This window comes from Pseudocitrobacter corydidari (genome assembly GCF_021172065.1).
In the GTDB taxonomy this organism is placed as follows: domain Bacteria; phylum Pseudomonadota; class Gammaproteobacteria; order Enterobacterales; family Enterobacteriaceae; genus Pseudocitrobacter; species Pseudocitrobacter corydidari.
This window is the reverse complement of the sequence record NZ_CP087880.1, coordinates 2,231,099-2,250,263: the sequence shown is the minus strand read 5'-3', so window position 1 is coordinate 2,250,263 and position 19,165 is coordinate 2,231,099. Positions and strand designations below refer to the sequence as shown.

At 55.0% G+C, this 19,165-nt stretch carries 18 protein-coding genes; 6 read left to right on the top strand and 12 right to left on the bottom strand.

Annotation, left to right across the window (positions count from 1 at the left end; translation table 11 throughout):
• Positions 1 to 186: 186 nt before the first annotated feature.
• From galM to modE, 7 genes are all read right to left on the bottom strand, one after another.
• The gene (galM, locus tag G163CM_RS10460; RefSeq protein WP_231828121.1) at positions 187 to 1,227 is read right to left on the bottom strand and encodes a galactose-1-epimerase; all 1,041 of its coding nucleotides are present in this window, start codon (positions 1,225 to 1,227) and stop codon (positions 187 to 189) included.
• Positions 1,221 to 2,369 (bottom strand): galactokinase, encoded by a 1,149-nt coding sequence (gene galK, locus G163CM_RS10455; RefSeq protein WP_231828120.1) that lies wholly within the window; start codon positions 2,367 to 2,369, stop codon positions 1,221 to 1,223. Before galK ends, galM begins: the two co-directional genes overlap by 7 nt.
• A gap of 2 nt (positions 2,370 to 2,371) precedes the next feature.
• Positions 2,372 to 3,418, bottom strand: coding sequence for a galactose-1-phosphate uridylyltransferase (gene galT / locus G163CM_RS10450; protein ID WP_231828119.1), 1,047 nt, complete (start codon positions 3,416 to 3,418; stop codon positions 2,372 to 2,374).
• Positions 3,419 to 3,427: 9 nt separating this feature from the next.
• Positions 3,428 to 4,444 (bottom strand): UDP-glucose 4-epimerase GalE, encoded by a 1,017-nt coding sequence (gene galE / locus G163CM_RS10445; protein WP_231828117.1) that lies wholly within the window; start codon positions 4,442 to 4,444, stop codon positions 3,428 to 3,430.
• Positions 4,445 to 4,695: 251 nt separating this feature from the next.
• On the bottom strand, positions 4,696 to 5,607 hold the full coding sequence (locus tag G163CM_RS10440; protein ID WP_420851441.1) for a DUF2167 domain-containing protein: 912 nt from the start codon (positions 5,605 to 5,607) through the stop codon (positions 4,696 to 4,698).
• 172 nt (positions 5,608 to 5,779) lie between these two features.
• The gene (gene modF / locus G163CM_RS10435) at positions 5,780 to 7,249 is read right to left on the bottom strand and encodes a molybdate ABC transporter ATP-binding protein ModF (protein ID WP_231828114.1); all 1,470 of its coding nucleotides are present in this window, start codon (positions 7,247 to 7,249) and stop codon (positions 5,780 to 5,782) included.
• A gap of 67 nt (positions 7,250 to 7,316) precedes the next feature.
• Positions 7,317 to 8,105: a molybdenum-dependent transcriptional regulator gene (gene modE, locus G163CM_RS10430; protein ID WP_231828113.1), complete on the bottom strand. Its 789-nt coding sequence runs from the start codon at positions 8,103 to 8,105 to the stop codon at positions 7,317 to 7,319.
• Positions 8,106 to 8,233: 128 nt separating this feature from the next.
• On the opposite strand from modE, the gene G163CM_RS10425 reads away from it, so the two are divergent.
• The 4 genes from G163CM_RS10425 (at position 8,234) to modC (ending at position 11,063) form a co-directional block, all read left to right on the top strand.
• A complete protein-coding gene (locus tag G163CM_RS10425) occupies positions 8,234 to 8,383 on the top strand; it encodes an AcrZ family multidrug efflux pump-associated protein (protein WP_015965278.1) in 150 nt (49 codons plus the stop codon).
• A 155-nt stretch (positions 8,384 to 8,538) separates the two neighbouring features.
• On the top strand, positions 8,539 to 9,315 hold the full coding sequence (gene modA, locus G163CM_RS10420; RefSeq protein ID WP_231828112.1) for a molybdate ABC transporter substrate-binding protein: 777 nt from the start codon (positions 8,539 to 8,541) through the stop codon (positions 9,313 to 9,315).
• Positions 9,312 to 10,001, top strand: a complete 690-nt coding sequence (gene modB, locus G163CM_RS10415; RefSeq protein WP_231828110.1) for a molybdate ABC transporter permease subunit — start codon at positions 9,312 to 9,314, stop codon at positions 9,999 to 10,001. Before modA ends, modB begins: the two co-directional genes overlap by 4 nt.
• Positions 10,002 to 10,004: 3 nt before the next feature.
• Entirely contained in the window at positions 10,005 to 11,063 is a 1,059-nt protein-coding gene (gene modC / locus G163CM_RS10410; RefSeq protein ID WP_231828108.1) for a molybdenum ABC transporter ATP-binding protein ModC, read from the top strand.
• Here the strand turns inward: modC and G163CM_RS10405 are convergent, their stop codons facing one another.
• Both G163CM_RS10405 and G163CM_RS10400 read right to left on the bottom strand, forming a co-directional pair.
• Entirely contained in the window at positions 11,064 to 11,882 is an 819-nt protein-coding gene (locus tag G163CM_RS10405) for a pyridoxal phosphatase (RefSeq protein WP_231828107.1), read from the bottom strand. It abuts the gene before it with no gap.
• 115 nt (positions 11,883 to 11,997) lie between these two features.
• Complete coding sequence (locus G163CM_RS10400; RefSeq protein ID WP_231828105.1) at positions 11,998 to 13,479, bottom strand: UbiD family decarboxylase; 1,482 nt, start codon at positions 13,477 to 13,479, stop codon at positions 11,998 to 12,000.
• A gap of 115 nt (positions 13,480 to 13,594) precedes the next feature.
• Here G163CM_RS10400 and G163CM_RS10395 point away from each other — a divergent pair, with 115 nt between their 5' ends.
• Together G163CM_RS10395 and pgl are read left to right on the top strand one after the other, a co-directional pair.
• Positions 13,595 to 14,479 carry a LysR substrate-binding domain-containing protein gene (locus G163CM_RS10395; protein ID WP_231828104.1) on the top strand — a complete coding sequence of 295 codons (885 nt, stop codon included), beginning with the start codon at positions 13,595 to 13,597 and terminating at the stop codon, positions 14,477 to 14,479.
• Between the two features lie 198 nt (positions 14,480 to 14,677).
• Entirely contained in the window at positions 14,678 to 15,673 is a 996-nt protein-coding gene (pgl, locus tag G163CM_RS10390; RefSeq protein ID WP_231828103.1) for a 6-phosphogluconolactonase, read from the top strand.
• Between the two features lie 145 nt (positions 15,674 to 15,818).
• Here pgl and G163CM_RS10385 read toward each other — a convergent pair whose 3' ends face one another.
• The 3 genes from G163CM_RS10385 to bioA all read right to left on the bottom strand — a co-directional run bounded on the left by G163CM_RS10385 (position 15,819) and on the right by bioA (position 19,104).
• Positions 15,819 to 17,102: a putative acyl-CoA thioester hydrolase gene (locus tag G163CM_RS10385; protein ID WP_231828102.1), complete on the bottom strand. Its 1,284-nt coding sequence runs from the start codon at positions 17,100 to 17,102 to the stop codon at positions 15,819 to 15,821.
• Positions 17,103 to 17,268: 166 nt separating this feature from the next.
• Positions 17,269 to 17,745: a kinase inhibitor gene (locus G163CM_RS10380; RefSeq protein ID WP_231828101.1), complete on the bottom strand. Its 477-nt coding sequence runs from the start codon at positions 17,743 to 17,745 to the stop codon at positions 17,269 to 17,271.
• Between the two features lie 69 nt (positions 17,746 to 17,814).
• Positions 17,815 to 19,104, bottom strand: a complete 1,290-nt coding sequence (bioA, locus tag G163CM_RS10375; protein ID WP_231828100.1) for an adenosylmethionine--8-amino-7-oxononanoate transaminase — start codon at positions 19,102 to 19,104, stop codon at positions 17,815 to 17,817.
• Between the last annotated feature and the right edge of the window lie 61 nt (positions 19,105 to 19,165).

The window sequence follows — 19,165 nt, the reverse complement described above, 5'->3', positions numbered from 1 at the left end:
AATTCTCATTATATTGCCACGATCGACTCGACGGCAACGCTTATGCATAACCATAGCGAAAATAGCGGCTGAGTGTAAGGTGGTTGTGAATGCAGGGTTGTGAATTTGTCGGTAGTTGACGCTAAATCCAGCAAAATGCGCAAAAAATAACGACCGGATATCAGGGGGACATCCGGTCTGCGGCGGTTAATCGGCAATAAACTGATATTCCGTCAGGCTGACATACTCTTCGCCCGGCAGAAGCACACAGTCGGGCTGTGGCCATTCCGGGTGGTTCGGGCTGTCGGGCAGGAATTCGCTTTCCAGCGCCAGACCTTGCCACGCGGTATAAGGTTCGCTGCCGCGCGATGGGGTGCCGTCGAGGAAGTTACCGGAATAGAATTGCAGAGCAGGGGCGGAGGTATAAACCTTCATCTGCAATTTCTCATCCGGCGACCACAGGTGGGCGACAACCTGAGAAGCATCGCCTTTCGCCTGTAACAGGAAGGCATGATCGTAACCTTTTACTTTCTGCTGATCGCCGTCGGCCAGGAAATCGGCGGAAATAGCCTTCGGCTTACGGAAATCGAAGCTGGTGCCAGCCACGTCTTTCAGGCCATCATGGGGAATTCCCATTTCATCCACCGGCAGGTAGGCATCCGCCAGCAGTTGCAGCTTGTGGCTACGCACGTCGCTTTGTTCGCCGTTCAGGTTGAAGTAGACGTGGTTGGTCATATTCACCGGGCAGGCTTTATCGACCGTTGCGCGATACTCGATAGAAATACGGTTATCTTCCGTCAGGCGATAAAGTGCTGAGGCGTTGAGCGTACCCGGGAAACCCTGGTCGCCATCGTCGGAGGTCAGCGTGAACAGCACCTGGGTATCATTCTGATTGCTGATAGCCCAGCGACGTTTATCAAACCCTTCCGTGCCGCCGTGCAGCTGGTTTTCGCCCTGGCTTGGAGTCAGCTCATAGGTTTTACCATCCAGCGTAAAGCGACTTTTGGCGATACGGTTAGCGTAGCGACCAATCGACGCGCCGAAGTAGGCGGCCTGCTGGCTGTACTGTTCCGGCGAGGCACAGCCCAGCAGCGCTTCGCGAATAGAACCATCCGCCAGCGGAATACGAGCGGAGAGCAGCGTGGCGCCCCAGTCCATAAGCGTTACCACCACACCCTGCGCATTGCGCAGAGTGATAAGGCGATAGGGAAGGCCATCAGGGGCCAGGGTTGGCGTTTCGGTTAGCACTGTCCAGCTCCTTGTGAAGGTTTGCAGACGTAGAAGGTTTCTTTAATGCCGGTTTTCGCTTCATACTGGTCAGCCACGGCCTGCTGTACGGCATCCACCATCTCTTCTGGTACCAGTGCCACGATACAGCCGCCGAAACCGCCGCCGGTCATTCGCACGCCGCCTTTGTCGCCAATGGTGGCTTTCACGATCTCAACCAGGGTGTCGATTTGCGGTACGGTGATTTCAAAGTCGTCACGCATAGAGGCGTGAGATTCCGCCATCAGTTTGCCCATGCGTTGCAGGTCGCCTTTTTCCAGCGCTTCTGCGGCTTCTACGGTACGGGCGTTTTCGGTCAACACGTGACGCACGCGTTTCGCAACGATGGGGTCAAGCTGGCTGGCAACCGCGTTGAACTGATCCAGCGTCACGTCACGCAGGGCTGGCTGCTGGAAGAAGCGTGCGCCGGTTTCACACTGTTCGCGGCGCGTGTTGTACTCGCTGCCGACCAGGGTGCGTTTGAAGTTGCTGTTGATGATGACCACTGCCACGCCTTTTGGCATGGAGACCGCTTTTGTACCCAATGAGCGGCAGTCAATCAGCAGCGCATGATCTTTTTTACCCAGCGCGGAAATCAGCTGGTCCATGATACCGCAGTTACAGCCTACGAACTGGTTCTCGGCTTCCTGACCGTTCAGCGCAATCTGCGCGCCATCCAGCGGCAGATGATACAGCTGCTGGAACACGGTGCCGACGGCGACTTCCAGCGAGGCGGAAGAACTGAGGCCCGCGCCCTGCGGCACGTTACCGCTGATCACCAGATCCGCGCCGCCGAAGCCTGCGTTGCGTTTCTGCAGATGTTTCACCACGCCGCGAACATAGTTAGACCACTGCTGCGTGTCATGAGTGACAATCGGCGCGTCCAGAGAGAATTCATCGGTCTGGTTATCGTAATCGGCGGCGATCACGCGAACGGTGCGATCCTGACGCGGCGCGCAGCTGATTACCGTCTGGTAATCAATGGCGCAGGGCAGCACAAAACCGTCGTTATAGTCGGTGTGTTCGCCGATCAAGTTAACGCGACCAGGTGCCTGAATGACGTGGGTTGCAGGGTAGCCAAATTTTTCAGCAAACAGGGATTGTGTTCTTTCTTTCAGACTCATTGTTATTCTCCGGACTCGCGAAAATGGATATCACTGACCGCGCGCAGGCGCTCGGCGGCTTGTTCTGCCGTCAGATCGCGCTGGGTTTCTGCCAGCATTTCATAGCCAACCATAAATTTACGCACGGTGGCGGAGCGCAGCAGCGGCGGATAGAAGTGCGCGTGCAGCTGCCAGTGTGCATTTTCTTCGCCATTAAACGGCGCGCCGTGCCAACCCATGGAGTAGGGGAAGGAGCACTGGAACAGGTTGTCGTAGCGGCTGGTCAGTTTTTTCAGCGCCAGCGCCAAATCATCACGCTGGGCATCCGTTAAGTCGGTGATGCGCAGGATATGCGTTTTCGGCAGCAGCAGCGTTTCGAACGGCCATGCCGCCCAGTAAGGGACCACGGCCAGCCAGTGTTCGGTTTCTACAACGGTTCGGCTGCCGTCGGCCAGCTCGCGCTGAACGTAATCAACCAGCATCGGGGAACCCTGCTCGGCAAAATAGGCGCGCTGCAGGCGATCTTCACGTTCGATTTCATTTGGCAGGAAGCTGTTGGCCCACACTTGACCGTGGGGATGCGGATTAGAGCAGCCCATCGCCGCGCCTTTGTTTTCAAAGACCTGAACCCACGGGTAGGTTTGCCCCAGTTCGGCGGTTTGCTCCTGCCAGGTTTTCACCACGTCCTGCAACGCGGGTAGCGTTAATTCCGGCAGCGTTTTGCTGTGATCCGGAGAGAAGCAGATCACGCGGCTGGTGCCGCGCGCGCTCATGCAGCGCATCAACGGATCGTCGCTTTCCGGCGCATCAGGCGTGTCGGTCATCAGCGCGGCGAAGTCGTTAGTAAAAACATAAGTGCTGGTGTAGTCGGGGTTTTTGTCGCCCGTCACCCGGGTGTTGCCCGGGCATAAAAAGCAGTCCGGATCGTGCGCGGGCAGCGTCTGTTTTGACGCTGTCTCTTGCGCCCCTTGCCAGGGGCGTTTTGCGCGATGCGGTGAAACTAAAATCCACTGTCCCGTTAAAGGGTTATAACGGCGGTGGGGATGATCGACGGGGTTAAATTGCGTCATCACAAATCCTTAGTCTGGATATCCCTGAGGATGACGGGACTGCCAGTGCCAGGTGTCCTGCGCCATTTCATCGAGATTACGGGTTACGCGCCAGTTCAGATCCTTGTCAGCTTTGGTGGCATCGGCCCAGTAGGCCGGAAGGTCGCCATCGCGACGCGGAGCGAAATGGTAGTTAATCGGTTTGCCGCAGGCTTTGCTAAAGGCGTTGACCACGTCAAGCACGCTGCTGCCTACGCCAGCACCGAGGTTATAGATATGCACACCGGCTTTGTTCGCCAGTTTTTCCATTGCCGCTACATGGCCGTCGGCGAGGTCCATCACGTGGATGTAGTCGCGCACGCCGGTACCGTCAGGCGTGGGGTAGTCGTTGCCGAAAATCGCCAGTGATTCACGGCGGCCAACGGCAACCTGAGCGATATACGGCATCAGGTTATTTGGAATGCCCTGCGGGTCTTCACCCATGTCGCCAGACGCATGTGCGCCTACCGGGTTGAAGTAACGCAGCAGCGAAATGCTCCATTCCGGCTGCGCTTTTTGCAGGTCGGTCAGGATTTGTTCAACCATCAGTTTGCTTTTGCCGTACGGGCTTTGAGGGGTACCGGTTGGGAAGCTTTCAACGTAAGGGATTTTTGGCTGGTCGCCATAAACGGTAGCGGAGGAGCTGAAAATGAAGTTTTTGACATTCGCGGCACGCATGGCGGAAACCAGTCGTAGTGTTCCGTTGACGTTATTGTCATAATACTCCAGCGGTTTTTGCACCGACTCGCCAACAGCCTTCAGGCCCGCGAAGTGGATCACCGCCTCGATGGCGTGATCGGTCAGGATCGTGGTCATCAATGCTTCATCGCGAATATCGCCTTCCACGAACGTGGCCTGTTTCCCGCCCAGACGTTCGATCACCGGTAAGACGCTGCGTTTGCTGTTACACAGGTTGTCAAGAATGATGACATCGTGGCCCTGTTGCAGCAGTTGCACGCAGGTATGACTTCCAATGTAACCGCTACCACCCGTAACCAGTACTCTCATTTTTCGCTCCATTAGGCATATGGTATGTAATGAAGATAGCATACCAGAGAAGGGAAAAGTGTGACATGGGATAAATTAGTGGAATCGTTTACACTAAACGCATGAAAGTGGATCTCATTATTAATTCTTTATTTTCAGTTGGTTATGCTTAATCGTATAAATCTTAAAAATGTGCGGTGAAATTTTTGTGGAACAGCTTGATGTTGCGCCAGTGCAGTAAAGCCACACCGGCGCAGCAGGGGGAAGGCGAATTACTCGTCAGATTTTTTACGGAATACCAGATGCTTCAGCCCGGCGCCGAAAGCGACCACGGCAATGGCGGCAAGTTTCCAGAACTTGAGCAGGGTGATACCAATCATCGCCAGCAGGCCGATTTTCTTCGCGGCAATCCCGCCAATCAACGCCGCCAGGCCATATTCAGCCAGCTTATCGGTTTTGGCGTTATAGTCGCTGTAACGCTGACCTTCGTTAAAGTTCACGGCGTTAAGCAGCGTTTTCGTCAGAGGCTTGGCGGCCTCCACGCTACCACGATCGGTAATCAGGTTTAGCTCGAAATAACCTTCACGGCCCAGCAGATAGGTATTGTAATTCACACCTTGCTCTTTCACGGGCACGTTGCTGCCAATGTCTTTTAAGGCGGCAGACCAAATCAGACGGTGAGTCGCGGCGTCGTAGCTTGGTTTTTCAACCCAGCCAATGACTTCAATGGCCGGGATCCCTTTTTTCACACGGTCTTTATTGCCTTCTTTTGTGCCTTCGCGCAGGCTGCTGAGTAATTCATCGGCATCCCAGTCTTTCGCATCATCATCTTTGATATAACCGGAGTTGTCATAATCGATAGAAATAAAGCCATCGATGTTTTTATGGAAAACCAAACCATAAAAATTTTCATCGTCAACGTAATTTCCCAGTTCAGTCATAAATACGGACGACTCTTTCGGTGGGAAATAGACATAGTCCTTGGGTAATTGTATAGAGGCTTTTTTGCCCAATGGGATGGTCGCCGGGCCGGGAACCGCCACACGCTGCATCGCGGCAAAGGCAATCTCTGCGGGGTCTTCGGCCTGCTGCGGTTCAGATTGATTATCCGCAAAAACCTGAAAAGATAATGCCAAAAGAAAACTGAGAAATACGCAACGTGTACGGGGAAGTCTAAACGACAGATTCATATATTTTCCTGTAAGTAACACAGCCGACCTCATTGTCAGCGCTAAAAAATAAACGAGCACCGGGATTTTATTCCGGGCGCTAGCTTTTCACTTTTTAGTTTTTGTTAATGCAGGATTAAGGTTCTCTTTATATATAATTCGGGCCCCTCAATTGGGGCCCTGATATTTATATTTTACCTAACTGATAGCGGTACCCCTCGCCATCGGCAATAAATTCCAGCCGATGGGTAATGCAGTCTGGGGCATCTTCCGCATGGTGTGAGACAAACAGCAACTGCGTTTTCCCCTCGCTGATTAACACGTCGATAAAGCGGCGCACCACCTGGCGGTTGAGTGGGTCCAGCCCCTGCAACGGTTCGTCGAGGATCAGTAGCGTAGGATGTTTGACCAGGGCGCGGACAATCAGCGCCAGGCGCTGCTGGCCCCACGACAGGCTGTGAAAGGGCGCATCGGCGGTACGCGCATTCATACCGAGAATCGCGAGCCATTGATCGACCAGTTTGCGCTGTTTATCCGATACCGCCTGATAGATGCCAATGGAGTCAAAATAGCCGGAAAGAATGACGTTACGCACCGTGGTGCTGACGCGATAATCAAGATGCAGGCTGCTGCTCACGTAGCCAATGTGTTTTTTGATATCCCAGATGGTTTCCCCGCTGCCGCGACGTCGGCCAAACAGGGTGAGATCATTGCTATAACCCTGGGGATGATCGCCGGTGACCAGGCTTAACAGCGTGGATTTCCCCGCGCCGTTAGGCCCCACAATCTGCCAGTGCTCATTTGGCGCAACGGTCCAGCTCAGGTGGTTGATAATGGGCCGATCGTTATAGGAGACGACGCCATCGCGCAGCACAATGCGTGCTTCATCGTCGGCAAGGGACAACCGCGCAGAAGGGGCGTCAGGCTCGGGTAAGGCCATGCCAGATAGCTTTTCGCTGTGTGCCAGTTGAGCAACCAACGTTTGCGCCAGCAGCGCGGTTTTCTCGCCGGTTTCGCTGAGCGTACAGTCGGCCAGCACCCCGGCAAACGGCACAAAATTGGGGATATCATCAAAGCGGTTGAGGACCAGCACCAGCGTATAACCGGCTTCACTGAGGCTGGCGAGATGCTGCGCCAGCTGCTGGCGGGAGGCAACGTCGAGACCGTCAAACGGTTCATCGAGGATCAGTAAATCAGGTTCTGCCATCAGCGCCTGACACAGCAGGGTTTTGCGGGTTTCACCGGTCGACAGATATTTAAAGCGCCTTTCCAGTAAATGGCTGATGCCAAAACGGTCGGCAAGCGCCGCACAACGCGTGGCGTTTTTGACCTCATCCTGAATAATGTCTGCGGTGGTGCGGCCTGTGTCATCCTCACCGGGGCTGAGCAAATCCGTATTGTTGCGCTGCCATTCGTCGCTCACCAGTTTCTGCAATTGTTCGAAAGAGAGGCGGGTGATGCGCGTGAACTGACACTCGCGCGAACCGGAAAGCAGTGCAAGTTCCCCCGCCAGCGCACGGGCGAGGGCCGATTTGCCGCTGCCGTTGCTGCCGACAAACGCCCAGCTTTCACCGGCATGCAGCGTCAGGTGCTCAATTTTCAGCGTTTTTGTGTCGCTAAGACGAAACGTGCCTTGCGAAATTTGCAATGATGACATTGTGTATCCCATTTTTTGCAGCGATTTTTATCAGGGATACGTCTTTCACATCATGTTGTCAATGGCATCAGCACAACGTGGCGAGAATGATGCGGTCAGCGTTAAAATATGCTGTCACATGGGCCCCTTCTTCCAGTTCCGTGGCTTTCTCCAGCGGCAAGGTAGCGCACAGCGTCTGCCCGTCCGGGAGCGCCATCAGCACTTCACACTGTTCGGTGCCGAGCTGGATGTGGCTGATACGACAGGCCAGCTGATTATCCGCATCACGGGCCTGTGACGGATCGCGCGTAACGTTGACCCACGGCGCTTTCAGCAGGACCAGCACTTCTTTACCTTCATCCAGCCCAAGGCGCTCGCCGCTTTGCGCGGTGATGGCAACCTTCAGACGGGTTTCGCCGTCGGCGAGCAAAATATCCACATGCTGCTGCACCTGCTGGTGGTCGCGACGGGTCACGGTACCAAACCACTGGTTGCGGGCGCTGGTTTGCAGGGAAAAACGGGAAATCGCGGCCAGCAGGCTATCGAGGGGCAGGGCGTCATCATCACTCAGCACGTCGAACGCTTTTTGCTGAATTTGCGCCAGCAGGTCGTAAAGCTGAATCAGACGCTGGCCGTAACGTGTTAACACCGCGCCGCCGCCGCCTTTCCCGCCGGTGGCGCGATCCACCAGAGCCTGCTCGCTCAGGGTATTCATCTCATTGATGGCATCCCAGGCGCTTTTATAGCTGATGCCGGCGTTCTTCGCGCCCTGGCTGATAGAGCCGGTCTGCGCGATTTGTTTCAACAGCGAGATGCGGCGTGGGTCGGCAAACAGACGTTGCTGAAGCTTAAGGGTGAGGAGGATTTCTGCCTGCATAAAGAACGTCCTGAAAAAAGGGTTATTGTGACTTAAATGGCGGCAAGGGCAAAGCGCATCGCACAAAAGGGAGTGTTTTTCTCCTGAAGATGGTTACAATAAGGTAAACGTAATGTCTGGAGTAAACCATGTTAGAACTGCTGAAAAGTCTGGTTTTTGCCGTAATCATGGTGCCTATCGTAATGGCTATCATTATGGGGGCGATTTACGGACTCGGTGAAGTGTTCAACATCTTTTCTGGCGTCGGCCACAAAGATAACCGCCCGCAGAACCATTGATTTACCCCAACGCCCGGTCTTTACCGGGCGTTTTGCTTTCAAGCTTCCCGCCTGTTTGCCGATAATACCCCTTAAACGTAATGAATTAACGCTAGGAAACGATCTGGCTTGTCGCTATATTTGTCGCTATACAACGATATTTACAGGAGTTTCAAATGGCAGGTTCATGGTTACGTTTGGTTGCGGGAACAACGCTTGCGCTTTCAGTGGCAGGTCATGCGCTGGCGGATGATGGCAAAATCACCGTTTTCGCTGCGGCATCGCTGACGAACGCAATGCAGGATATTGCGAAAGAGTATAAAAAAGAGAAGAACGTGGATGTCGTCTCCTCTTTTGCCTCTTCTTCTACGCTGGCGCGCCAGATTGAAGCCGGTGCGCCGGCAGATCTCTTTATCTCTGCCGACCAGAAATGGATGGATTACGCGGTAGATAAAAAGTCGATTGATACGGCCACGCGCAAAACGCTGCTGGGCAATAGCCTGGTCGTAGTTGCACCTAAAGCCAGCGCGCAGGGCGATATTACCATTAATGGCAAAACCGACTGGACCCAACTGCTGAGCGGCGGACGTCTGGCGGTGGGCGACCCGGATCACGTTCCAGCGGGCATTTATGCGAAAGAAGCGCTGCAAAAACTGGGTGCCTGGGATACCCTGTCACCAAAACTGGCCCCGGCTGAAGATGTGCGCGGTGCACTGGCGCTGGTTGAGCGCAGCGAAGCGCCGCTGGGTATCGTCTACGGTTCTGATGCCGTTGCCAGCAAAGGCGTGAAAGTGGTCGGTACGTTCCCGGAAGATTCCCACCAGAAAGTGGAATACCCGCTGGCGGTTATCGACGGTCATAAAAATGCCACCGTCACCGCGTTCTACGACTATCTGCAAGGGCCGCAGGCATCAGCCATCTTTAAACGTTACGGATTTACCACAAAACAATGATATTGACGGATCCCGAATGGCAGGCGGTGTTGCTGAGCCTGAAAGTGTCATCTCTGGCGGTGTTATTCAGTTTGCCCTTTGGGATTTTCTTTGCTTGGCTGCTGGTGAGGCGTAACTTCCCCGGCAAAGCGTTACTCGATGGATTACTTCATCTGCCACTGGTGCTACCGCCGGTGGTGGTCGGTTATTTATTGCTGGTGGCGATGGGGCGACGTGGTTTTATCGGCGCCAGGCTGTATGACTGGTTCGGTTTGACCTTCGCCTTTAGCTGGCGCGGCGCGGTACTGGCCGCCGCGGTGATGTCCTTCCCGCTGATGGTGCGCGCCATTCGTCTGGCGCTGGAAGGCGTAGACATCAAACTGGAACAGGCGGCAAGAACGCTGGGCGCGGGGCGCTGGCGCGTGTTCTGCACCATTACGCTGCCGCTGATGCTACCCGGTATTATTGTCGGCACCGTGCTGGCGTTTGCCCGCTCGCTGGGCGAGTTCGGGGCCACCATTACCTTCGTCTCCAATATTCCTGGCGAAACGCGCACCATTCCTTCCGCCATGTACACCCTGATTCAAACGCCCGGCGGCGAAAGCGCGGCGGCAAGGCTGTGTCTTATCTCGATTGTGCTGGCGCTGATTTCCCTGATGATTTCGGAATGGCTGGCGCGCGTGAGCCGTCAACGGATTGGGGCGTAAAGCATGCTGGAACTGAATTTTAGCCAAACGCTGGGCACGCACTGCCTGACTATTCATGAATCGCTGCCCGCCAGTGGGATCACTGCCGTGTTCGGTGTATCCGGCGCGGGGAAAACCTCGCTAATTAACGCCATTAGCGGTCTGACTCGCCCCGAGAAAGGCCACATTGTGCTTAATGGTCGCGTGCTGAATGATGTCGAAAAGGGCATTTGTCTGGCACCGGAGAAACGTCGTGTCGGCTATGTCTTCCAGGATGCGCGGCTTTTCCCACACTATAAAGTGCGCGGAAATTTGCGTTACGGCATGGCTAAAAGCATGGAGAGCCAGTTTGATAAACTGGTGGCGCTGCTGGGGATTGAAGCACTGCTCGACCGTCTGCCGGGAAGCCTCTCCGGCGGCGAGAAACAGCGCGTGGCGATTGGTCGGGCGCTGCTCACCGCGCCGGAACTTTTGCTGCTGGATGAACCTCTCGCCTCGCTGGATATCCCGCGTAAACGCGAGCTGCTGCCGTATCTGCAACGCCTGGCGCGCGAGATTAACATCCCGATGCTTTACGTCAGCCACTCGCTGGATGAAATTCTTCATCTGGCGGATAAAGTGCTGGTGCTGGAAGCGGGACAGGTCAAAGCCTTCGGCAACCTGGAGGAAGTATGGGGCAGCAGCGTGATGCATCCCTGGCTGCCGCAGGATCAGCAAAGTTCGATTTTACGCGTCACGGTGCTGGAACATCATCCGCATTATGCGATGACCGCGCTGGCGCTCGGCGATCAGCATTTGTGGGTGAATAAACTCGAACGCCCGCTTCAGGCCTCCGCGCGCGTGCGCATTCAGGCGACGGATGTTTCGCTGGTGCTCCAGCCTTCCGCGCACACCAGTATCCGCAACGTGCTGCATGCCAAAGTGGTGCAGTGTTACGACAATAATGGGCAAGTGGAAGTGCAGTTAGACGTCAGCGGCAGAACGCTGTGGGCACGAATCAGCCCGTGGGCGAGGGATGACCTGGCGGTGAAGCCAGGCCAATGGCTCTATGCGCAAATCAAGAGCGTTTCGATTACCGCCTGATCACAGCAGGCGGGTATAGATAAATTCGGCGATGGTGTCAGTGGTGTTATCACCGATTACCACGTTGGCGCGCGCTTTCACCGCGTCGTCGGCATTACCCATCGCTACACCCATTCCAGCGGCTTCCAGCATGCTGATATCGTTAAAGTTATCACCAAACGCGATAACATCTTTCATCGATAATCCTTGCGATTCAACCCATTGAGTCAGACGTTTACCTTTGCTGTTGCCCTGGCGTGCGATGTCCACCTGATCGTGCCAGGACCATTCGCATTCCAGCTGCAATGACGCCTCGACCTGCTCACCAAATTTTCGCAGCTTCGGCAGGTCTTCATCCGTCAGGGCAAATTTCCAGACGTTTTTCACATCATGGGCGGCCTGCGCCAGCGAATCCACCTGCGTAAACGACGGACGCTGCGCTTCCGGCAAAGACTGCGCCCAGTTACTGGTGCGGATAACGTGCCCGGTGGGGTATTGATACATCATGGTGTCATCCACATACATCAGGCCGTGAATCTGATATTCATCCAGCATAGCGATAAGTTGCTGTGCTTTATCGACTGGCATAGGATCGGCTTCTAACACCTTTTTTGCATGATAATCATACAAATAAGTACCATTACAGCAAATTGCAGGCGTCTCTAACGCCAGTGCCTGATAAAACGGATGAATAGCAACGTGATGGCGACCGGTGACGATAAGCAATTGGTAACCCGCTTCTTTCGCGCGATTCAGCGCTTCCAGCGAGGAGGGTAGCAGCGTTTTTTTGGGGGTAAGAAGGGTACCGTCCAGATCCAGGGCAATCACACGTGCAGTCATAGATAGGGTCTCAAGTCAGATTAACATTCACTGTGCAGGATGGTACACCGACTCGACTGTGCAGCAAAATTGCGCGGGCAAATTCCGCATTGCCCGCTAAATGAGGTGGCGTCGATTATTTCTCAAACAGGTCCGGTGCCCATGGAGTGGGATCCAGTTCCATAAACGGCGCGCGTTCAAATTTCGCTTTTAGCGCCCAGGGCACCGTGCAGTCGTACACGGTTTTGCAGGTAATACCATTACCGCGAATCGAGTGGCTGTAATCTGGCGACTGGGATGGATCCAGCTGGTGACCTCTCAGCCCCGGTAAGTTGGTGATGCTGACATCGCCCTGCATGCGCGTGGTCATGGCCCAGAGGATGTCGTCGCTATCAAAGATGTCTACATCTTCATCGACGAGAATAATATTTTTAAGCTCCGAGTAGGTGGCCAGCGCGATGAGCGCAGCTTGCCCCTGGCGTCCTTCATCGGAGGCCTGGCGTTTTTTGACCTGTAAAATACCGAGGAATTTACCGCCGCCTGCCGTATGCGCGTAGACATTTTGCAGGAAACCCGGAATGGCCTCTTCCACGGCGTTGCGAATGCTGGCTTCCGTGGGTAAACCGGCAAGCGTTGTGTGCTCTTCGCCAGGCCCAACCAGCGTTTGCAGGATAGCGTGGCGACGCATGGTGACCGCTTTCACTTTTATCACCGGCAGAGAAGGGTTGGCTTCACCACAATAGCCCGGGAATTCCGGCATCGCATGGCCGGAGTCGGTGTGCTGGTCTTCCCGAACGCGAACGCCCGGCAACAACTCCCCTTCAATAATGATTTCCGCGCGGGCGATGGCTTTTTCATTGACCGCCACTCCCTGCACCAGTTCGACAGGCGTCTGGCGAAGCGAACCTGCCACACCTAATTCGTTATAGCCAAACGGCGTGGTGGGGGCTTCAAAGCAGGCACCGATATAAATGGCCGGGTCGAGCCCCATATTAATGGTCACCGGCAAAGGCTTACCGGCCTCTTCTGCTTTTTTCCTGAACACTTCAATGTGGCGTCCGGCGGCAAGAAACATCGACAGCTCATCGCGTTCCTGCACACACAGGCGATGGATGGTAACGTCTGTCAGGGACGCATCTTGCGGATCGCTGGCTAATACCAGGCCCAGGCAGAAAAATGGACCGGCATCAATCGGCGTATTGGTTGGCGCGGGCAGCAGTTTACGCAGATCAAAATCAGGATCATCAGCGTACCAGACTTGCTCCTGACACGGCGCCTGCTCTGCCGGAACGACTACCGGGGCGATGGGATTTTTGACCGCTTGACCCACATGCTGCGCCAGTTCAGAAGGTTTACAGCCCAGAAGCAGTGCGGCGCGTTCGCGGCTGGCGTGCATCCCAACCAGAATACGCGAATCAGGGTAGCCCTTAATGCTATTAAACATCATTGCCGGGCCAATTCGGGTAGGACGTTTTACCGTACCGCCCGCGCCGATATAGCGATACACCCCGGCCAGTTCCGCTTTAGGATCAACCGGATGGTCTGTTTCCCTGTATTGCCCTTCGTGTTGTTGTAACAGGGCGATGGCACTTCTCAAATCATTAATCTGCGGTTTCATACATCCTCCTTCTCATGAATGCCCCTATTTTTATGCCAGACTGAGATATCATCAATTGCATCATTAATGCTAAATTGATAAGAAATTTATTATCGATTTTTTAGAGGATGGGCTGTTGCAATTTCGACTGATGCGCCACTTTATTACCGTTGCCGAGGAGCTGCACATGCACCGGGCCGCCGAGCGCCTGAACATGGCGCAGCCAGCGCTGAGTCAGCAAATCAAAACGCTGGAGGAACGTCTGGGCGTTACGCTTTTTCATCGCGCACACCGACGTTTAACGCTCACCCCGGCAGGTGAGGCATTCCTGGAAAAATCAAAAATTGCGCTGAATATGGTGGACCAGGCTATTCTCGATGCCCGGCAGACCGCACGCGGAGAGCAGGGGGTTTTGAATCTTGGCTGCGTATCCAGTGCGATCTTTGACGGAAAACTGCCCGCCGTTTTACGCGACATACATGCTCAATGGCCAAATATTACTCTTTCGCTGACCACGGGAAATGTGCAAACGCTGTACGCCGCGCTGCAAAGTAATCAGCTGGATGTGGCTATCATCCGTGCGCCATTACCTCTGCTACCTGAAGCGCTGCAGTGTAAACCTTTCACGTCAGAGAAAACCGTCCTTGCGCTGCCTCGACACCATCCCCTTGCCGGTTCGGCAGCGCTGACGCTCACTTCTCTTAAAGAGGATAAATGGATTACGTTGCGCGATCCCGAAGGGATTGGTCTGGAGCAGTATTTTAATGATGCGTGCCGCCAGGCGGGCTTTCAGCCGAAAGTTGTGCAATACGCGACGGAGGTTTCCACCGTCATCAGTTTGGTTGCCGCCGGATTCGGCATTGCGTTATTACCGGCGTCAGCGACTGCCGTACGTCTGGAAAATGTGGCCTATATTGACATCATCGACAGGCTGGAAGAAAGCGAGCTCACTTTAGTGTGCCACCGGATTGTGCGCTCAGAAGTATTAAAAAAGTTTCTTGCGATACTTCAACGCCCGTGACCGACGGCGAGACGCTTAGAGGGGAACGGAGCGTCTATACTTTTAATCTTGCTCAAAGCAGAAGAAATGATGTGCTAAATTATTGATTTCCTTGTAGCGTTATAGTGAGTTGTATCGCTGATTGTCGCTTGAAATTCGCGCTTCGATATTTGTTAACCTATTGAAGCAGAATGGATTTCCATTTTCTGAGGTGTAGTCATGAAACAAACCGTTTATACCGCCAGCCCCGAAAGCCAGCAGATCCACGTCTGGTCGCTGGGCCATGATGGCAACCTGACGCTGGTTCAGGTGGTGGATGTACCGGGTCAGGTGCAGCCGATGGTGGTAAGTCCTGACAAACGTTATCTGTATGTGGGCGTGCGCCCGGAATTTCGCGTGCTGGCCTACCGCATTGCGCCGGACGATGGTGCACTGACCTTTACCGCCGAAGCGCCATTGCCGGGCAGCCCAACGCATATTTCAACCGATCGTCAGGGTAACTTTGTCTTCAGCGGTTCGTATAACGCAGGCTGCGTCAGCGTGACGCGTCTGGAAGACGGTATTCCGCGTGAAACGGTAGACGTTGTTGAAGGGCTGGAAGGCTGCCACTCGGCGAATATCTCCCCGGACAACCGCACCCTGTGGGTTCCGGCACTGAAACAGGATCGCATCTGCCTGTTTACCCTGAGCGACGATGGGCATCTGGTTGCGCAGGATCCGGCGGAAGTCACCACGGTAGAAGGTGCAGGCCCGCGTCACCTGGTGTTCCATCCGAATCAGCAGTACGCCTACTGTGTGAACGAGCTGAACAGTTCGGTTGATGTTTGGGAGCTGAAAGATCCGTATGGCAAAATCGAGTGCGTACAGACGCTGGATATGATGCCGCCAGACTTCTCCGATACCCGCTGGGCGGCAGATATCCACATTACGCCGGACGGTCGTCATCTCTACGCCTGCGACCGCACCTCCAGTCTGATTACTGTTTTCAGCGTCTCGGAAGATGGCAGTGTGCTGGCCGTCGAAGGCTTCCAGCCGACGGAAACCCAGCCGCGCGGTTTCAATATCGACCACAGTGGTAAATATGTGATTGCCGCCGGGCAGAAATCGCACCATATCGCGGTGTATGAAATTAAAGGCGAGCAGGGCCTGCTGGAAGAGAAGGGCCGTTATGCGGTCGGGCAGGGGCCAATGTGGGTGGTGGTTAACGCTCACTAAACGTTGAGCTTATGCTGAAAACAAAAAACCTCGCCGCGGCGAGGTTTTTTCGTTAACAAAGTGCGCTTTGTTCAATACATAGATAGCAGGGTCCATGTAGGCCTGATAAGCGTAGCGCATCAGGCAATTTTGCTAACCGTAGCGCTTACTGTTTCGGCTCTGCCAGCACTTTACTTCCCACGCCGCGGTTATTGAATTCCCACATGCGGTTGAAGTTACGGTCGTTCAGGTCACGCTGCACATTCCCATTATCGTCTTTCGCGCCAGTGTTACCTGCGAATGGACGTTTAGAGATTGCCGCGTCGGCCCACGGTTTTGCCATGTTGAAGCCTTCGTTAATTACGCTGTCGCGAATCACGACCTGACCGTTGGTGTTGCCATCGACGTCCAGAGAGCGGCCCAACTGTGCAACGTTATCGCCGGAAGCGGTAAAGCGGCTATTGATAGCCAGGAAGCCGTAGTAAATGTTTGCCTGGGTTGCCGGTGCGAAGACGTAGCCTTCCTGCTGAGTGCGAGAGTTCACCACGCGGAAGTCGGTATTATCAAACACCACTGCGCCACGGCCAGAAACGATGTCCACATCGCCTTCGAGGTAGCTGTTGCTCACCAGCGTACGGGTCTGACGATCGTTTTGCAGGCGGTTGTTGACGCTGCTGTTGGTCACAAAGAAGGTGTTCTGGCGACCCAGAATGTTCACCTTGTTGATTTGTACCTGATCGCCATCGGTGCGCAGAGCGACTGCCTGATGGGTACCGGCATCGACGCTGTCGCCGAGGTTGTTTTCAATGGTCAGGTTTTGCAGTTGCAGACCGTTGTTCTGCGACCAGAAGACCGCTGAACACATCACGCCAATGGTCGCGCTGCGTTTGCTCTGGCAGTTGTCATACATATACCAGGACGGTTTGCCCGGCATATATTTTCCGGCCGGGTTGACCAGATGACGCCAGGCGGCAGGGGCCATTTCGGAGTCGATCGCCAGGCCAATTTTTACGTCGAGCGGTTTTTCGCCCGTACCGTACAGCGTTACGCTGCCCGGTGCGGCAGGAACATAGACGGTGCCCTGATACTCGCCCGGCAGAATCGCAATGTACTGACGCTTGCTGCTGTGACGCGCAATGGCGGCATCGACGGCGGCCTGGATGGAGGTGTGCGTTACGCCCTGCTGGCCCGCTGCGCCAACCACGAAATCAGGTTGTGCCGGGGTGCTAATTGCAGACGGCGACCAGGCCGTGCCTTTAGGATCGAGAGCAGTGAAGTAACGCGCGGCAACGAAGTTTTGCGCTTCATCTGCGGATAAAACCGGACGGGATGACGTCCCCGGTGCGGCCTGTTCAGACGGGCGTTGATCCGCAGGGGTTGAGCTGCAAGCAGTCAGTGTCACGCCGAAAGCCAATGCCAGCGCCAGACGGGAAACCGATAAAGTGTTCATGTTGCTCCAGGCTAGTTGAGTAAAAGGGTTCCATTTAAACCAGCCTTTTTATACTAAGTTGAGCGAAACGGGAAGATGTGCTGCATAAAAAAGCGCAGTGACTGATGTAAAAGGTTTTTTAGAAAGGATTAGGGCCGGAATGCAGGGATACATTCCGGCAAACCGATTAGCTGAACAGAGCCGTAATTGACGCGCTGCCGAGGGTATGGAAATGGACGTTAAAGCCAACCATCGCGCCGCTGGCGTCTTCGTCAACGTCGATGTGTTCTACATCCAGCGCATGAACCGTAAAGATATAGCGGTGCGTTTCCCCTTTGGGCGGCGCAGCGCCGCCGTAGCCCGCTTTGCCGAAATCGGTGCGGGTCTGAACGGCGCCTTCCGGCAGTGCGGCAATACCGGAGCCAGCGCCCTGCGGCAGCACGCGCGTATCGGCAGGCAGATTCGCCACCACCCAGTGCCACCAGCCGGAACCGGTCGGCGCGTCCGGGTCGAAACAGGTCACCACAAAGCTTTTGGTTCCCGCCGGAACCTCATCCCACGCCAGATGCGGAGAGAGATTATCCCCTTCATAGCCCATGCCATTAAACACCTGACGCTGCGGCAGTTTTTCGCCATCACGCAGATCGTGACTGACTAAAATCATCGTTGCCTCCTTCCTTTAATTTACTGATTAATAAGCAGTATAGCGGGCAAGAGACAACCTTACCGTGCATTAATCGATAAAAAATGTGTCCGTTTCCAGCGCTGCACAGACTGCTCGCGTCAGGCGGCTGAGCTGTTCTGTGGAAATAATATACGGCGGCATCAGGTAGATGAGCTTGCCAAACGGGCGGATCCACACGCCTTGTTCGACGAAGAAGCGTTGCAGTGCCGCCATGTTCACCGGCTTGCGTGTTTCCACCACGCCAATCGCCCCCAGTACGCGAACATCCGCCACCTGCGCCATGGCTTTCGCGGGGGCCAGTTCACGACAGAGCTGTTCTTCAATAGCGGCCACCTGCTGCTGCCATTCGCCGCTCTCCAGAATCGCCAGGCTCTCCGTCGCCACCGCGCAGGCCAGCGGATTGCCCATAAAGGTTGGGCCGTGCATAAAGCAGCCCGCTTCGCCGTTGCTGATAGTTTCTGCCACCAGCCGGGTGGTGAGCGTGGCGGAAAGAGTCATGGTGCCGCCAGTGATCGCTTTCCCAAGGCAGAGAATATCTGGCGTGATGCCGGCATGTTCGCAGGCAAACAGTTTGCCGGTGCGGCCAAACCCGGTGGCGATTTCATCGGCAATCAGCAGAATACCTTCCCGGTCGCACATCTTACGAATGCGTTTCAGCCACTCAGGATGATACATGCGCATTCCGCCCGCGCCCTGAACAATCGGTTCGAGGATCACCGCCGCAATTTCATGACGGTGTGCGGCCATCAGGCGGGCAAATGCCACCATGTCACGTTCATCCCATTCGCCGTCAAAGCGGCTGGTCGGTGCTGGCGCGAACAGGTTTTCCGGCAGGTAGCCTTTCCACAGGCTGTGCATGGAGTTATCCGGGTCACAGACCGACATCGCACCGAAGGTATCGCCGTGATAACCGTTGCGGAAAGTCAGGAAACGCTGGCGAGGTTCGCCTTTGGCCTGCCAGTACTGCAATGCCATTTTCATCGCCACTTCCACCGCGACGGACCCGGAGTCGGCGAGGAAAACGCACTCCAGCGATTCAGGTGTCATCGCCACCAGCTTGCGGCATAACGCCACCGCGCTGGGATGCGTAATGCCGCCGAACATCACGTGCGACATCTGGTCAATCTGCGCTTTCATCGCCGCATTCAGACGCGGGTGATTGTAGCCGTGGATGGCGGCCCACCACGACGACATGCCGTCCACCAGCTGTTCGCCGCTTGCCAGCTGTAGCTCGCAGCCGTGTGCGGAAACCACCGGATACACGGGAAGCGGGGCGCTCATGGAGGTGTAGGGGTGCCAGATATGCTGTTGATCGAAGGCGAGATCGTCCGTTGTCATAATCGACTTGTAAACCATTTTGAAAAGTTTTAGGTTTACGAGTATAAACCGATCCGAAAAT

Bases quoted from the DNA above. Each gene is read 5' to 3' on its own strand.
- galK (WP_231828120.1), bottom strand. From the start codon at position 2,369: ATGAGTCTGAAAGAAAGAACACAATCCCTGTTTGCTGAAAAATTTGGC.
- galT (WP_231828119.1), bottom strand. From the start codon at position 3,418: ATGACGCAATTTAACCCCGTCGATCATCCCCACCGCCGTTATAACCCT.
- galE (WP_231828117.1), bottom strand. From the start codon at position 4,444: ATGAGAGTACTGGTTACGGGTGGTAGCGGTTACATTGGAAGTCATACC.
- modF (WP_231828114.1), bottom strand. From the start codon at position 7,249: ATGTCATCATTGCAAATTTCGCAAGGCACGTTTCGTCTTAGCGACACA.
- modE (WP_231828113.1), bottom strand. From the start codon at position 8,105: ATGCAGGCAGAAATCCTCCTCACCCTTAAGCTTCAGCAACGTCTGTTT.
- G163CM_RS10425 (WP_015965278.1), top strand. From the start codon at position 8,234: ATGTTAGAACTGCTGAAAAGTCTGGTTTTTGCCGTAATCATGGTGCCT.
- modA (WP_231828112.1), top strand. From the start codon at position 8,539: ATGGCAGGTTCATGGTTACGTTTGGTTGCGGGAACAACGCTTGCGCTT.
- modB (WP_231828110.1), top strand. From the start codon at position 9,312: ATGATATTGACGGATCCCGAATGGCAGGCGGTGTTGCTGAGCCTGAAA.
- modC (WP_231828108.1), top strand. From the start codon at position 10,005: ATGCTGGAACTGAATTTTAGCCAAACGCTGGGCACGCACTGCCTGACT.
- G163CM_RS10405 (WP_231828107.1), bottom strand. From the start codon at position 11,882: ATGACTGCACGTGTGATTGCCCTGGATCTGGACGGTACCCTTCTTACC.
- G163CM_RS10400 (WP_231828105.1), bottom strand. From the start codon at position 13,479: ATGAAACCGCAGATTAATGATTTGAGAAGTGCCATCGCCCTGTTACAA.
- pgl (WP_231828103.1), top strand. From the start codon at position 14,678: ATGAAACAAACCGTTTATACCGCCAGCCCCGAAAGCCAGCAGATCCAC.
- G163CM_RS10385 (WP_231828102.1), bottom strand. From the start codon at position 17,102: ATGAACACTTTATCGGTTTCCCGTCTGGCGCTGGCATTGGCTTTCGGC.
- G163CM_RS10380 (WP_231828101.1), bottom strand. From the start codon at position 17,745: ATGATTTTAGTCAGTCACGATCTGCGTGATGGCGAAAAACTGCCGCAG.
- bioA (WP_231828100.1), bottom strand. From the start codon at position 19,104: ATGACAACGGACGATCTCGCCTTCGATCAACAGCATATCTGGCACCCC.